The sequence below is a fragment of the Heliomicrobium sulfidophilum genome (genome assembly GCF_057715735.1).
Map to the genome: position 1 here is coordinate 599669 of NZ_JBVTZZ010000004.1, position 14870 is coordinate 614538.

At 56.6% G+C, this 14870-nt stretch carries 12 protein-coding genes; 5 read left to right on the plus strand and 7 right to left on the minus strand.

Annotated elements, in window-relative coordinates; translation table 11 throughout:
• Nucleotides 1-113: 113 nt before the first annotated feature.
• Nucleotides 114-1451, minus strand: a complete 1338-nt coding sequence (locus AC0CW1_RS04595; RefSeq protein WP_488181874.1) for an APC family permease — start codon at nt 1449-1451, stop codon at nt 114-116.
• Between the two features lie 275 nt (nt 1452-1726).
• Between AC0CW1_RS04595 and AC0CW1_RS04600 the strand changes: the two genes are divergently transcribed.
• Together AC0CW1_RS04600 and AC0CW1_RS04605 are read left to right on the plus strand one after the other, a co-directional pair.
• A complete protein-coding gene (locus tag AC0CW1_RS04600) occupies nt 1727-2518 on the plus strand; it encodes an AzlC family ABC transporter permease (RefSeq protein WP_488181875.1) in 792 nt (263 codons plus the stop codon).
• Nucleotides 2515-2868 (plus strand): AzlD domain-containing protein, encoded by a 354-nt coding sequence (locus AC0CW1_RS04605; protein ID WP_488181876.1) that lies wholly within the window; start codon nt 2515-2517, stop codon nt 2866-2868. Before AC0CW1_RS04600 ends, AC0CW1_RS04605 begins: the two co-directional genes overlap by 4 nt.
• Nucleotides 2869-3030: 162 nt before the next feature.
• On the opposite strand, the gene AC0CW1_RS04610 is transcribed toward AC0CW1_RS04605, so the two are convergent.
• Nucleotides 3031-3570: a peptidylprolyl isomerase gene (locus AC0CW1_RS04610; protein ID WP_488181877.1), complete on the minus strand. Its 540-nt coding sequence runs from the start codon at nt 3568-3570 to the stop codon at nt 3031-3033.
• Between the two features lie 219 nt (nt 3571-3789).
• Between AC0CW1_RS04610 and AC0CW1_RS04615 the strand changes: the two genes are divergently transcribed.
• Nucleotides 3790-4917 (plus strand): hypothetical protein, encoded by a 1128-nt coding sequence (locus AC0CW1_RS04615; protein ID WP_488181878.1) that lies wholly within the window; start codon nt 3790-3792, stop codon nt 4915-4917.
• A gap of 57 nt (nt 4918-4974) precedes the next feature.
• On the opposite strand, the gene AC0CW1_RS04620 is transcribed toward AC0CW1_RS04615, so the two are convergent.
• The 5 genes from AC0CW1_RS04620 to AC0CW1_RS04640 all read right to left on the minus strand — a co-directional run bounded on the left by AC0CW1_RS04620 (nt 4975) and on the right by AC0CW1_RS04640 (nt 10845).
• Nucleotides 4975-6009, minus strand: coding sequence for an aldo/keto reductase (locus AC0CW1_RS04620; RefSeq protein WP_488181879.1), 1035 nt, complete (start codon nt 6007-6009; stop codon nt 4975-4977).
• A 225-nt stretch (nt 6010-6234) separates the two neighbouring features.
• Entirely contained in the window at nt 6235-7494 is a 1260-nt protein-coding gene (locus tag AC0CW1_RS04625; RefSeq protein WP_488181880.1) for a methyl-accepting chemotaxis protein, read from the minus strand.
• A gap of 55 nt (nt 7495-7549) precedes the next feature.
• The gene (locus tag AC0CW1_RS04630; protein WP_488182117.1) at nt 7550-9493 is read right to left on the minus strand and encodes an ATP-binding protein; all 1944 of its coding nucleotides are present in this window, start codon (nt 9491-9493) and stop codon (nt 7550-7552) included.
• 66 nt (nt 9494-9559) lie between these two features.
• A complete protein-coding gene (locus AC0CW1_RS04635) occupies nt 9560-9922 on the minus strand; it encodes a response regulator (protein WP_488181881.1) in 363 nt (120 codons plus the stop codon).
• 26 nt (nt 9923-9948) lie between these two features.
• A complete protein-coding gene (locus AC0CW1_RS04640) occupies nt 9949-10845 on the minus strand; it encodes a chemotaxis protein CheX (RefSeq protein ID WP_488181882.1) in 897 nt (298 codons plus the stop codon).
• 396 nt (nt 10846-11241) lie between these two features.
• On the opposite strand from AC0CW1_RS04640, the gene AC0CW1_RS04645 reads away from it, so the two are divergent.
• Nucleotides 11242-12819: an FMN-binding glutamate synthase family protein gene (locus AC0CW1_RS04645; RefSeq protein ID WP_488181883.1), complete on the plus strand. Its 1578-nt coding sequence runs from the start codon at nt 11242-11244 to the stop codon at nt 12817-12819.
• Nucleotides 12820-13049: 230 nt separating this feature from the next.
• Nucleotides 13050-14786 carry an ATP-binding protein gene (locus tag AC0CW1_RS04650; RefSeq protein WP_488181884.1) on the plus strand — a complete coding sequence of 579 codons (1737 nt, stop codon included), beginning with the start codon at nt 13050-13052 and terminating at the stop codon, nt 14784-14786.
• The last annotated feature ends 84 nt before the right edge of the window (nt 14787-14870 follow it).

Sequence of the window (14870 nt, forward strand, 5' to 3'; positions counted from 1 at the left end):
CATCGTATTTCCATGGGGTAAATGGTTCTTTTTTTATTGCTTCTGTTCAGATTTACTTTGAGGCTTTATCCCTCTAGGGCTCTTTTATCACCTGGTTCCTTACGGGCTCCCTTTTACCCTTCCTGTTTTGCCGACGCCAGCGACTTGCGGTTCAGCATCCAGTAGATCGGCAATCCGATGACCGTGATGATCAGGGCCAGCAGGGTGTCGGTCGGGTTGTTGAAGATGGTGCTGATGACGATGAAGGCGGAACCGACGATGGCGACGAGCGGGATGAAGGGATAGCCGGGCACGCTGTAGGTCCGCGAGGCAACGCTGTTTTTCTTCCGCAGGATGAAGATGGCCACGAAAGCCAGAATATAAAAAACATAGATGGCAAAGATGGCGATGTCGGAGAGGCGGTCCGGGTCAGCGACAAACATCATCAGGATGGCGAGGACCACCTGCGAGATGGTGGCGAAGATGGGCGTTCCGAGATTCGGTTGCACCTGGGACAACAGGCGTGAGAAAGGCAGTTGGCCCCGCTCGGCCATTGCCAGCGGCACCCGGGGGAAGGTGAGGATCTTGCCGTTGAGGCAGCCAAAGATGGAGACCATGATGCCGATGCTGATCAGCTTGCCGCCGATGCCGCCGAAGAGGATCGTGGCTGCCGTGCCGGCCGCGTTTTCACCAAGCTTGGCGATTTCAGAGGCGGGCAGGACGTGCATTATGGCGATATTGACAGAGAGGTAAGCGACGGTGACGACGGAAAGACCGATGATAATGGCGCGCGGGAGGATTTTCGCCGGGTTTTTCATCTCGCCGGCGACGAAGCCGACGACGAGCCAGCCGTCATAAGCCCAGAGCGTCGCCAAGATAGCGGCGGCCATGCCGGTTTTTTCGGTGACGCCGCTGGTCATGTTGAGAATCTGGCCGTCACCTTGCCAGATGCCAAAGATGGCGATCAAGGCGATAGGGATCAGTTTGCCAGCGGTGGCAAGGGTTTGCACAAAACCGCCGTATTTGGTGCCGATGCTGTTGACGACAGCCAAAAAAACGATGGTGCTAATTCCGATATAGAGCTTCGTTTCTGGCCCCCAACTGAAGAAGTTGGCCACAAGGGAGCCGAAGTAAAGACCTAACGCGGCGATGACGGCGGGACCGTAGATCAGGGTTTGCATCCATCCGCAAAGGTAGCCCCACAGCTTGCCATAGACCTCTTCCAGATAGACGTAGAGACCGCCTGTTTTGGGGATCTGAGTCGCCAACTCGACGATAGTCAGGCCGCTGGCCAGGGTGATGATCCCGCCGAGGATCCAGGCCCAAAGCGCCATGGTAGAGTCGCCTGAAGCAAGAATGACCTTCCCTGGTTTCATGAAAATACCCGATCCGATGACTGAACCGATAACGATGGACATGGCGACGATCGTTCCAATGTCTTTTTTTAGCATCGATTCCGATTTGTGTTGCATCCTGTGATGCTCCTTTCGTGGATTGACCACTGGGTTTTTGGGTATTTGTTTGTACCTCGCGGACACTTGTACATTATACAAGGAACCTTCGCAATCGTCAGCAATAATTTTATTCCTCTTTGAAAAAGCCCTTGAAAACCTCAAAAAACCAATAAACTTTTTAATACATCATAATAAAGTGATAAATCAATGTATGATGAGTAAACTGCCTGGACAGGCGGTTGAGTCAATGAGAAAATATAATTCGTTACCCCGTCAAGAAAGGACTGTGGTCCATGACTTCTCCGGACCTGCAGAAGCGACATGAAGCAATAACCATCGACCCACCCCGTGGCGATGTCGGTGGCGGTGGCGGGGGCGGTGTAGGCGACGATATCCGCCGCGGCATGCACGCCGGCATCCCTATCGCCATCGGCTACATTCCCATCGCCATCGCCTTCGGACTGCTCGCCAAATCGGCCGGTCTGCCCAACTGGGTCGGCATGACTATGTCTTTTTTCATCTTCGCCGGCGCCAGCCAGTTCGTCGGTGTCAACCTCCTCGCCCTGGGCGCTGGTTTTGGCGAGATCATCTTAACGACACTCATCCTCAATTTCCGCCACTTCCTCATGTCGGCGTCACTTTCGCAACGACTGGAGGCGGATGTGACAAAAAAGTGGCTCGCCCTGATCGCCTTCGGCGTCACCGACGAAACCTTCGGCGTGTCGGCCCTTCGTCCCGAAGCCAAGCTGGCCAAGGGATTCGTTCTCGGTCTCAACGGGATCGCCTACGCCGCCTGGAACGCCGGCACCTGGATCGGGTTGTTTATGGCGGAAGGGCTGCCTGAGGCGTTGAAAAACAGCATGGGCATCGCCCTCTACGCCATGTTCATCGGATTGCTGCTGCCGTCGATGAAGCGTTCCCGCGAAGTGCTCACCATCGCCCTGCTCGCCGCCGCCATCCACGCCCTCCTGCGCTGGCTTCCGACCTTCGCCGGCTTGTCGACAGGCTGGACGATCATCATCGCTACCGTGCTCAGCGCCGCCGCCGGCGCGGCCATCTTTTCGAAGGAGGCGCAAAAGGCATGAATCCCCTTGCATCAGCAGCTTCCGCCAGCACAATCGACCCGTGGATGCTCTTGGGCCTGATTCTCGCTATGGGCCTTGTCACCTACCTCCCGCGCATGCTGCCACTGGCGCTGCTCCGCCACATGAAGCTACCGCCGGCGGTGCACCGCTTTCTCCGCTTCATTCCCTTTGCCGCCCTGGGGGCGCTTATCTTCCCCGGCATCCTCTCCTCCACCGGACCGGATCATTTGCCGGCTGCGGCGGCCGGCGGCATCGCGGCGGTCCTGCTGGCGTTGCTGGAGATGAACCTGATCCTCGTCGTCGCCGGCGGGATCGCAGGGGCTTTCCTGTGGGGCCAGCTTTGGCCGTAAATGAATCGGATAGACGAAGGCATAACAAAAACAGGCCTGCTTCCGCGCCGGAAGGGGCCTGTTTTGTATTACAGATGTTGCGTATACAGGTGTTACGTGTAAAGATGCTGCGTGGACAGATTGCGTGGGCTGTTCAAAATTGCTTCATTTTCTGAGCGCTGATTACTTCTCTTCGATGCTGATCGTTTCGATCCGCACGTCTTCCATGGGCTTGCTCCGCTCGCCGCCAGCACCCCATTCCACAGGCGTGTCAGAGATCTTCAGGACCACGTCCATCCCATCGGTGACTTGGCCGAAGACGGTATAGTTGGGGTAGTTGTTCAAACCGCGGGCGCTGTCGCCGTTACAGATGAAGAACTGGCTTCCGTTGGTGTTCGGGCCGGCATTGGCCATGGCAACGACACCGGGCGCGTAGGGCAAGGCCGGCGGCAGCTCGTCGGCAAAGCGGTACCCCGGTCCCCCTGTGCCGTTGCCTTTGGGGTCGCCCGTCTGGATCATGAAGTTCTTGATGATCCGGTGGAAGCGAACGCCATCATAGAAATTGTCGCGGGCCAGGAAGACAAAATTGTTGACCGTCTGCGGCGCCTGGGCGGCGAGCAGTTTGATCGTGAAGGTCCCCCTCGTCGTGTTGACAGTGGCCAGATATTCTTTTTCCGGGTCGATGGTCATTTCCGGCGGCGCCGGGTAGGTTTTTTGTGCCATCGGTGTAAAGGTCATCTCCTTTTCTTCATCCAAATTATACCCCGTTGACGGCGCTCTGAACCCGTCTCCCCTACTGTACGCGCTGACGAAGAAGAAATCAATGGAAAAGGTCAATCGCTGTCACAGCGCTGCCTTTGCCTACATAATAAAGAACGTTAAGAAGCGCGCGCATAGGAATCGGTCGGCTCTTCTCGGGCCTGCGGCAAGGGAGCGTTGTCTATGTTTGAGCTTGAACAACTCCAGGGCCTCCTGCTCCAGCCCTTTTCGTTCGTATATCACCGTTATGACGTCCATGTGATGGTGTACCTCCGGGAGCATCCAGAATACGAAACCCTGGAGGCCATGATCCGACTCCGCGAAGGTTCTGATCCGCTGATCTGGGCGATCATCACGCTCCACGATCAGTCTCAGGTCGATCATGTCAATGACGAGCGGGTGATCCAGCAGTTGAAACGGGAAGGACTGAAACGGGAGATTTATTTCCGGCCCATCGGATGCCGCCGGACCGTGGAAGAAGATATCGCCCGCATTCAGCTTTCCTTTAATTCTTACCGAGGGGAACCGGTCCGCCTCGATTTCGTCGCCGCCGGCAAGACATCCTCCCGTTGGGGCGGGCCCGTCGACCCGGGGGAACATGCCCGCCAGCGTTCCCTGCCAGTCATGTTCCGCCAACGAAGCACCCTGGCCGGCAAGCGGAGCCGGTTGCTCATCACCGGCAAGGAGTACGCCATCCCCCGCCGCGTCTGGATTCCCTTTTTCTTCACGGGACTCAAGGGGTACTACTCGGAGGTCTTCGATATGGCTGTCCTCCGTTCCGGCGACCGGCAGATCCGGTTGGTCGAGAAGCCGGAAAAAGGGGTAACGGGCGAACGGTGGCGTTTCATGAGCAACAGAGGCGAGATCGACTACGTGATCACGGCTGCCAGCGAGGAGCAGATGGTTGTCCAGTCGGCTACCCATCATCTGATTCTAAGGCAAAGCAATGACCGCCCCGCTTTGCGCGCCTTCGGTTCCGCCTCCCATACGGTCGCTTCGGGAACAGGCAACTTTGCCGTCCAGTTCGATCCGCCGCTGCCCATCCCCTCCCTCGACGCCGGCCCGTCGAAAAAAACAAAGGCGGGCAACGAAGCGGCGCCCGCCGGTGAGATCCATGAGGGACGGTTTACTTTGTCCATCGACGACAACGAACTGGTCACCGGAAAAACCATGGTTCGGGAAAATGCCGGAGGTGTCGAGATCCGCCTGTTACCTGATTACCCCCGCTGGGCGAAGCGGCGGCCGCTGACAATGACAGTGGAGAAACAAGGCGACGCCTTTTCCGTTTGCACCAAGGTTGACCAAGTGTAATTGCGTAGCCGGAAAGCGGCGGATACTTCCCGGCGGTCTGTTTTTGCGGTCTGCATCTTACGTTGATCGGCCTGTTTCCAGACGATGGCGCTCCCACATGTCATGATGCTTTTTCAGCATCTCGGGAATGGGCAGGTTGTAAGGGCACTTCTTGACACAGGCGCCGCAGGCGACACAGTTGGGGACCGTCTCCATGGGTCGTCGCAAAAACTCGACGGCCACCGACGGCGCCATGCGCTTGGCCAGCACCTGATACCCCATGGCCGGGGTGATCATCACCCCATGGGGACAGGGTTGGCAATATTCGCAGCGCCGGCAAAACTGCATGCCCAGTTCCTGGCGGTAGCGGTCCATCGCCGCTAGGTCTTCGTCTGTCACCACGTTGGGGCTGTCGTAGAAGGAGACGATCTGGTCAACAGACTGCACCGAGTCATATCCGGGGATCGCCAGCACGTCGGGATGCTGGCGCAAAAACTTGAAGGCCAGCGCCGCATCGTCGATCATGCCCCCGGCAAAGGGTTTCATGGCCAGGATGCCCAGATCCAACTCTCTCGCTGCCGGAAAAAGGTCCTCCTCGGCGGCGTCTTCGATGAAGTTGAAAGGAAACTGGATCGTCGAAAAATGACCTGTACGGATCAGTTTGAGGGCCATCTGGCGGTTGTGGGAGGTCACACCGATGTGGCGGATCTTCCCCTCTTCCTGCGCTTTGACGATGACCTCCATGGCGCCGCCGGGCGCTGTCAAGGCCTCCCAGTCCCTGTCCTGGGAGACCTGATGCAGTTGGTACAGATCGATATAATCGGTGCGCAGCATGCGCAGGCTGTTCTCCAAGTGGGCCAGCGCGCCTTTTGCGTCACGGGAGCCCGACTTGGTGGCAATGACGACCTTGTCGCGCATCCCTTGAAAAGCCTGGCCGATCTTGTCTTCGCTGTCCCGGTAGGCGTTGGCTGTGTCATAGAAGGTGATGCCCCGCTCATAGGCCCGTTGCAGCACCTTGATGGCTTCATCGGTATCGAGGCGGATGATGGGGATCCCGCCAAAACCGAGTTCCGATACGGTAAGGCCGGTTTTTCCCAGACGCCGGTAGTTCATCGGATCATCTCCCTCGCGTAAATCAGTTATTGCCCGATTTTCATTTTCTTTGGCGCCGCATCGGCGGCATGGGTGTCTTTACTCATCTTTTCTTGCTGTCCGCTGGAAAATCCTCCGATGCAGCAGGCAATCTCGAATAGAAAAAACCGCCCTCTGAACGATGATCTTGTTCTTTGGGGCGGTTTTTCATGGGTTGGTAGTTAAGGGGCGGTTCTGCTCATTGAGTTATGTATCGGACTGCCTTAACGAGTTTTTGAGTGTTGCCATTTCACTCAAGCGCTTACGAAGACCCTCTGTGTGTTCGATCATTGTCTCGACCAATACCTGAACCCTTTGTCGAGCTGCAGCCTGCTCGTTCAAGACCCGATTCATGGCGGCCTGCTTCATAGAGTCCGGAGATCCCAAACAACCAATCTGGTCGATATTGTCGACCATGTTCCGGCTGGCCTTGGCGATCTGTTCCACCGTCGCCGTTACATCATGGATCTGGGTGGCCGTGTTGTTGACCAGATCGGCAATAGCCTCAAAGCCAGCACCGGCGTCACGGGCCAATTGGGTGCCTGCTTCTACCTCTTTTCCGCCTGCCTCCATGGATACAACGGCTTTTACTGTTTCCCCCTGGATCTCGGTGATGAGGACGCTGATCTCCCGCGCCGCTTTGGCTGAATTCTCCGCCAGTTTCCGCACCTCTTCGGCGACGACAGCGAAGCCTCTTCCCTGCTCCCCGGCCCGGGCCGCTTCAATTGCCGCATTCAAGGCCAGCAGGTTCGTTTGATCGGCGATGCTGGTAATCACATTGGCGATTTGGCTGATCTGTCCTGACTTGCTGCCCAGTTGTTGGATGATGCCGGCTGTATGGAGGGAGGCGTTGCTGACGATTTCCATCTGGTTGACGACGGACATGATCGAGTTCCACCCCGATTCAGCCGACGAATAGGCGTCAGCTGCAGACTGGCTGGCAGCCGCTGAACTCTCGGCGAGGGCTTCCATCGCCTGGGCGATTTCGAGCGAGTCGCCCCGCAAGCGTTCCGCCAACCGGGCCTCTTCTTCCTCCTCGACCACTTTTCCGTCCTGCGCCGCTGTCCATGCTGTCTCAACAGAAAGACAATCGAGATAAGCGTCGAGGTGAGAACGCAATTCACCGGCCCCTGTTGCCATGGTTTCCACCAAGCGATGCAGATTGGAGAGGGATGCGGCCTGCCATTCGATAAGCCATTTCAGTTGTCCTTCCGGCGAAGGGTCAGCGCCGCCGCCGCCTGGATGCGCCCGGCACGCTTCCGACACTAAGGTGTGCAGTTTCTCCATCTGTGAGGCCAATTGGGCAGCCGATAACCCCAACATCATAGTTGCAATGGCAGCGAAGACACTACATACCACCGCCATCGCCGGAACTGAGAGGAAAACGCTCGCTCCTGCGCCTGCCGCGCCAAGAACGGCGGCGGCTGTGAGCAGCAAGAGCCTGCTTTTTTCGTTGAACCCGTTCATCTTCCGCGATACCCACCTTTCCGTCAGCCGGGTTCACCCTTTTTCAATGCCACAATCAGGTGATGATGTAAGGGAGACGGAAGATGAAGGCAGTTCCTTTTCCGATTTCGGAGCAGACTTCGACACTCCCCCCGAGGCTTTCCGCTTCGGCCCGGACAGCGGCCATCCCGACGCCGCGGCCCGATACGATGCTGACTTCGTCTTTCGTGGAAAAACGGTCCATAAAGATGATTTCGACGATTTCCTTGTCAGAGAGCCCCTTGATGGCTTCCTCCGAGTAGATACCCTTTTCGACCGCTTTGGTTCTGATTACGGCAGGGTCAATCCCTTTGCCGTCGTCGGCGATGACAAGGGTGAAGCCTTCCGATTCGGCCTTCACTTCCACCCGGATCGTTCCGTATTCAGGCTTGCCGGCTTCGATGCGACTGTCCATATCCTCGATGCCGTGGTCGACGACATTGCGGAAGACATGGACAAGGGATTTGCAGAACTTCGTATAGGCGTTCTTGTCGATAAAGATGTCGTCACCGCTGATCTCGATCGGCTCAATGCCCTTTTCCAACCGTTCTGCCAGGCTTTGCACGTATTCGGTATAAGACGCCAGAATGTCTTTGAAGTTGGTGCAACGGAGTCGCTTGATCAGGGACAGCAGTTCGGCCTGTTGCTCCTCCGGGAAAGCAGTGGTGACACGCTGTTCGATCTCGATGATCCGGTCAAGGCTGACCGCAAAGGTCTGGCTCTGGCAGAAGAAGCCTTCACCCAAGATCTCGGTGATGATCTCCCGGTCGCGGGCGAGACAGCACTCACAGTCGACGGAGTCCACGATCTCTTTGATGGCCTCAACAGTGGCATTGCCGCTGTCCGTCAACAGGGAGAGACGGTCTTCCAACTCATGCAGATGGGACGCCGTGTGGGAGAGGTGCAGTTGGCTGAAGTCTCCCTTATATGTGTGGACAGCGCGATAGATCTCAGACAGCTTTTCTGCTGCGCCGTAGCCGCTTTCGAGGATTTCTGGAACAGTTTTCTCCATGAACTCTTTGAAGCCGTCCATGCCGTTGATGATGTCGCTCTGGCAGGAGAGCGCTTTGAGTACCAGCTTCAGATTGTTTTTTTCCTCGATCATCTTTTGTTCGAGCGCTTTTTTCTCGGTGATGTCGGTGAGGATCGCCATGACGATCTTCTGCTCCAGTTGAGGAATGATCTTGTATTCGCACTGGACGATCTTTTCTGCGACCTTGATTTCGCTTGGCAGCAGGGAGAGGTAGACGTTCGTCTCCAGGCTGTTATTGGCGTTGAAGATACCTTTCAGCACCGCATCGGTCGTTTCCCGTTCCTCTTGGGAGAGGTGGCAACCGATCAATTCAAGAAAGTTGAGTCCGCCGATTTCCCTTTCGAAAATATCGACACATTCCAAGCTGTACTCATTAAAGATGACCAGGTCATTCCCGAAGGACAAAAAGCCTTGGCCGGCGTTGTCCATCAGGTTTTTGATCGTTTCCTTCTGTTTTTCCAACAGCTGGATCTGCTTCTCCCTGCGCTTGGACAGTTCCACCATGAAGCGGCGGATGCTGATTGCGCCAAGGTAGCAGCCCTTGTCCTCGACAAGGATGAAGTCATAGAGGCTGTCCTGGTCGCGACTCATGGACAGCATGCCGATCTGCGTGATATCCGTGCTGGGATTGACGATCAGCGGCTGCTTGTTCATAATACGGTTCACGGGCCGGGTCAGGAAAACCTCCCGTCCAAACTGCTTGCCGATCCTGCGGTAAAAGCTGTTCCGCATGATCAGGCCCACTGCGCGGCCTTGTTTAAGTACGACGACGCCTTCTGCGTTCTCATCGGACTCAAAGATTCCCAGGACACGGTTTCCCAGATCGTTAAAGTCGACGACGGGAACCTTCTGAATCAGCTTGCCGATATGCACGTCATAATGATCGCCTGTTTCTTCTACATCAAGGGCACCGTTTTTTTCCGGAAGGTTGAGGAGAATCTCTTCCATTACCGCCACAAGAATCAACCCCTTTCATCCAATCCGATACAATGCCATCGGAAAAGCAATCAGCCATTAGGCTTTCAATACCTCATCAACGGCGCTGAGGACCTTATTGGCGTCGAAGGGTTTGGTCACATAGCTTTTGGCGCCGCTGTTGATCGCTTCGAGAATCTTCGGCGCCTGGCCCAAGGCGGAGATCATGATCACTTTGGCCCGCGGATTTTCCTGGATGATTTTCTTCAGCGCCGCGATGCCATCCATTTTCGGCATGGTGATGTCCATGGTGACCAGTTCCGGTTTCAGTTCGGTGTATTTCTTGCAGGCTTCCTCGCCGTTGACAGCTTCACCGACAATCTCGTGCCCTTTGGTGGTCAATATTTTCTTCAAGTTGCCCCGGGACAGGTTGGAATCGTCACAGATTAAAATGCGCGCCATGGCTCACGAACCTCCTTGTTGTCAATTTACCCGGCAATGGCGGGAATCCCTTCGGCGAAGATGAAATCAATTCGGCCGAAAGGCAAGTGAACAGGGATGCGGAAGAGCGTCTGGCCTCTCAGCAAGGCTTTTTCCTGGCACAAGGTCGGCGGCTGCAGTTCCAAATCGATGCCCTGGTTGGACAAAGAGGCCAAGAAGAGACCGCAGGTGACGTTTAAGAATTCGCCGAGCGAATCCTCCATCTCGATATCTTCGATGCCCAGACCTTCGCTGAAACGGAGGGAGAACTGCTCGACCACATCCTGTTCCCCGGCAAGTCCCATGAACAGGTCGTAGCTGCCGTTCATCGTCGTAAAGACCAACGTTTTGAAGGCAACCTGTTCAACCACTTCTCCCTGACTGAAACGGAAATCACTTTCGACGAAACGGAACGTGTTCTTGACAAAGCTGAGAAAGGCGTCGCGATAGAGCCCGTTTTCCTCGGACTGGTCGAGCTTCAGGAAGACATCGACCATGGCGTCCATATCGTCATTTTTCAAGGCTTCGAATTCCTGATCGCTGATGTTGCGCTGTTCTTTGAACTCTTTCAGCAGGTTGGCCATCTGGTCATAGGTGAAGAATCCTTTATCGACGAGCACCTGGCTGAGGGCGAGATAACTGCTCGACTGATTGCCCAGCAACTCTTCCAGTTGGGCGACAGTCAGAAATCCCTCCTGGATGGCCAGTTCGCCAAAACGTTTGTCTTGCTTGAGCTGCAGGCTGTGGATTTGTTCGACCTGCTCCCCTGTCATGTATCCGGCATCAATCGCCAACACGCCAAGCCGCGCCCGGACATGCTTCAAACGGTTCAACACTTCACCTAATTGGTCCATGGAGAGTAAATGCCGTTCAAGGAGGTAGTTGCCAAAAAACTGGGTAAACATGCTGCCAAGACCTCTCTCTCGTTGTTCGTTGTTATTTGCGGACATGGTTTAAAACCGAAAGACATGCTTTCTCGTTCATCATAATGGTGAAGTGTTATCCAGAATTTACTGGTTCGTTAAGGAAACGTAAAAGTCTATTTAAACGAGTTGTAATCAAGGCAATGATTTACAAAGTTGGAGTCGAGTTAGGCATAATGTCTATGCATGCAGACTTTCGATTCCTTTGGGCCGTTTTCAACCGATAAATCTGCTATAATGTTTTGTGGACAAAATAATCAGACAAAGGACTCTCCACGGATGTAATCAATCTCCCCCTTTGAAGGTTTGGGGATATCCCATCCCTTTCCTTACATAGTGATAAAGAGGTACAGTGAACAGTGAGGAGGATTTTGTTTCATGACCTTCAGCAAACTCAATCGAAGCAATGCCACCATGACCAAGGCCCGCACCCCTGACAGCGTCGTCCCCTTCTCGGGCCTCTGCGCCACCTGCCTGGACGGGTGCCCCGGTCTCTGCGAAGTGGGCAAGTCCGCTTATCGCGCCAAAGAGACGCTCTATCCCCAGCCTTTCGGCACCACCACTTCTGCTTCTGAAAAGGATTATCCCGTCGACCTGTCCCACTTCAACATCATGGGAACGGCTGTCGGCGCCAAGGGCATTGAAGCCGACTCAGACAAGGCCATCTTCCCCGCTGTCAACATTGAGACGGAAATCGGCAATGAACATAAAATCAAGCTGAAGAATCCCATCGTCATCGCCGGCATGGGCTCCACCAACGTGGCCGCCAACAACTGGGATCACCTGGCCGCCGGCGCCGCCATCTCCGGCGTGGCCATCGTCATCGGGGAAAACGTCTGCGGCATGGATCCCAAGGTGGAGATCAAAGACGGCAAGGTCGTCCATTCCCCCGCCCTGGAAGCCCGCGTCAAGGCTTTCCAGAACTGGTACAACGGCTACGGCTGCATCGCTGTCCAGGCTAACGTGGAAGACACCGGCCTGGGCGTTCAGGAATACGCCCTCGAAAAGCTTGGCGTCACCGCTGTAGAGTTGAAGTGGGGCCAGGGTGCGAAAGACATCGGCGGCGAAGTGAAACTGAACACGCTAGAACGGGCCATGCAACTGAAAAACCGCGGCTACATCGTGTTGCCGAACCCCCTCGAAGAAGATGTGCAAGCAGCCTTTAAGGCAGGCGCCTTCAAGGAGTTTGAGCGCCACTCCCGCGTCGGCATGGTCACCCGCGAATCCTTCATGGCTCGCGTCGACGAGCTGCGCGCTAAAGGGGCGAAAAACATCTTCCTGAAGACGGGGGCTTACCGCGCCGCCGACCTGGCCCGGGCCGTCAAGTTCGCTTCTGACGCCAAGCTCGACCTGCTCACTGTCGACGGCGCCGGCGGCGGCACCGGCATGAGCCCCTGGCGGATGATGAACGAATGGGGACTGCCCACCGTCTACATCCAGGCCCTGCTCGTCAAATACCTCGACAAACTGGCCGCCAAAGGCGCCTACATCCCGCCCGTGGCCATCGCCGGCGGCTTCACCCTAGAAGACCAGATGTTCAAAGGCATCGCCCTTGGCGCTCCATACATCAAAGCCATCGGCATGGCCCGTTCGCCCCTGACGGCAGCGATGGTCGGCAAGACCATCGGCAACCAGATCAAAGAAGGCAAGGTCGCCGGCGAAGCCGCCAAATATGGCGATACACTGGAGAAGGTCTTCATGCTCACGTCGGACGTGAAGAAAATGACAGGCGATCGCTTCGAAGAGCTTCCCGTCGGCGCCATCGGCGTCTACAGCTACTTCGAGCGCCTGGCCCAGGGCCTCAAGCAGTTCATGTGCGGCGCCCGCAAGTTCTCCCTCGACTACATCACCCGCGACGACCTCTGCGCCCTCACCCGCGAAGCGGCCGAGATCACCGGGATCCAGTACATCATGGACCATGACGCCGAAGAGGCGGAGGCGATTCTCGGGGGTTGATTCGACTACGCCGGAAGGCCGTTCCTCTGAGGACTGCTCTTCTGAGGACTGCTCATCAGAAGATCAACGGAAGGTTGCTTCACCAGATAATTGTTCAAATACAACAAGAACCACGACCGAGCATGTACCGGTCGTGGTTCTTCTTTTCACAGTGGACATACCTCCGGGGCGCTTGGTATATTTGGGTATATATTCTGTGAACATTCCAAAAAGAATTTGAGGTATGACCGATGGACACTGCCAATCGCCTAATGATCGAATTTCGCTCCCCCTCAACCCTGGTTTCTTTCGGCCTCAAGCGGCAGTTCCCCGCCGTCACCAAAGGGGACGATGGATGCCACCGCATCGCCTTCACTGCCGACAGCAAAGACCACGTTCAATTGTGTGAGTTCTGGAAGAAAGCCCGCCGCTGGGAAATCCGACGCATCAGCGCTTCCGGAAAAGCGATTACGCCGGAACAGTTGGATAAGATCGTCACCTGCCTGGAACAGCGCCAGAAGGTCCGCGACGCCGCTTACTACTGTGACGGGCGCAGCGTGGGGCTCACCGCCCGCGATGAAGGAGCGCTCTTTTTTCCGGGCTGCCGTTTCCTCATCGTCGATGACGTGGACTGGTGCGAACCGGACGGGCCTCGCTGGTATCGCCACGGCGCTATCGACGGCGAAGGCGTCTTTCATACGGACAAGGCGGGTGTTCTCGCCATGCTGGAGCAGTCGGCCCAATCGTCGGGCTGTGTCGCCTGCCCCGCCCTCGATTGGCAGCAGGTCAGCCGTCGCGTCTTAGCCCTTCCCGACGCCATCAACCCGCGCAAGGACGGCGCCTGGGAGTACCGCTTCGACGACACCGGAACCGCTGTGACGGGTATCATCCGGACGCCGCCGGAGCGGGCCGGCAACGGCCGCTTTGACATGGACACCTGCATGACCAGCGTCCGTGTGGACGAATCGAAAGCGCTCACGAACAGCGCAGTATCGAGACCTGTGAAGCCTGAAGAAGCCTCCCAAGAGGTCGACCCTTTCACCGGCACTGGCAATGGATCTTCGACCGGCTCTTCTAAGACTGGCTCCTCCTCGTCCGGCGCCGTCTCCCATCCGCTCGACAACACCATGGAAGATTTCTTCCGCCCCGTCAAACCGGGCAAGGTCACCTATGCCGACGTAGGCGGTTTAAAAGAAGAGTTGCGCCTGCTCCGGGAGGCTGTCGAACTGCCTTTGCGCTACCCTGATCTGGTGCGGACCCTCAACATCACGCCGCCGAAGGGCGTATTGCTCTACGGCCCGCCGGGCTGCGGCAAGACGCTGCTCGCCCAGGCCGTCGCCAACGAAGTGGAGGCCACCTTCTTCGCCGTCAAGGGACCGGAATTTCTCTCCTCCCTCCACGGGCAGAGCGAAAAACGCCTGCGCGAGCTCTTCGCCCAGGCGGAGCAGAAAGCCCCCAGCATCATCTTCTTTGACGAGATCGACGCCTTCGCCTTTGACCGCAGCCGCACGACGACCTCTTTCGAGGCGACCCTGGTGGCCCAGTTCCTCTCTCTGATGGACGGTTTTGACCGGCGCGCCCAGGTCGTCGTCATCGCCACGACCAACCGGCTCGATGTGCTCGACAAAGCGCTTCTGCGCCCCGGCCGCTTCGACTACCGTGTCCGGGTGACCGTGCCGACCCTGGAGGATCGCTTGCAGATCTTCAAGCTCCATACGGCCAAGATGCCCCTGGAAGGGACGGTCGACATCAACGGCCTGGCCGAAAAGACACAAGGCTTCACCGGCGCCGACATTGCCGCCCTCTGCGCCAAGGCGGCCCTGATGGCCGTGGCCCGGGCGCTGGGACCGGACATGGACCGCTGGCCGGCCTCGCTCTCTAGCGACTTCACCAGCGCCATCCGGATTACGGGAGATGATTTCAACGTGGCGCTGACCCAGGTGCGGGCTTCGGTAGACGTGGACGACAATGATGACCACATCGCTTAGGCTATCAGGGTACAGCGAGGCACGTTATGATCCTAAGGCCCCATTATGAGCCCAAGTCCACGTTATGTTATGAGCCCAAGTCCA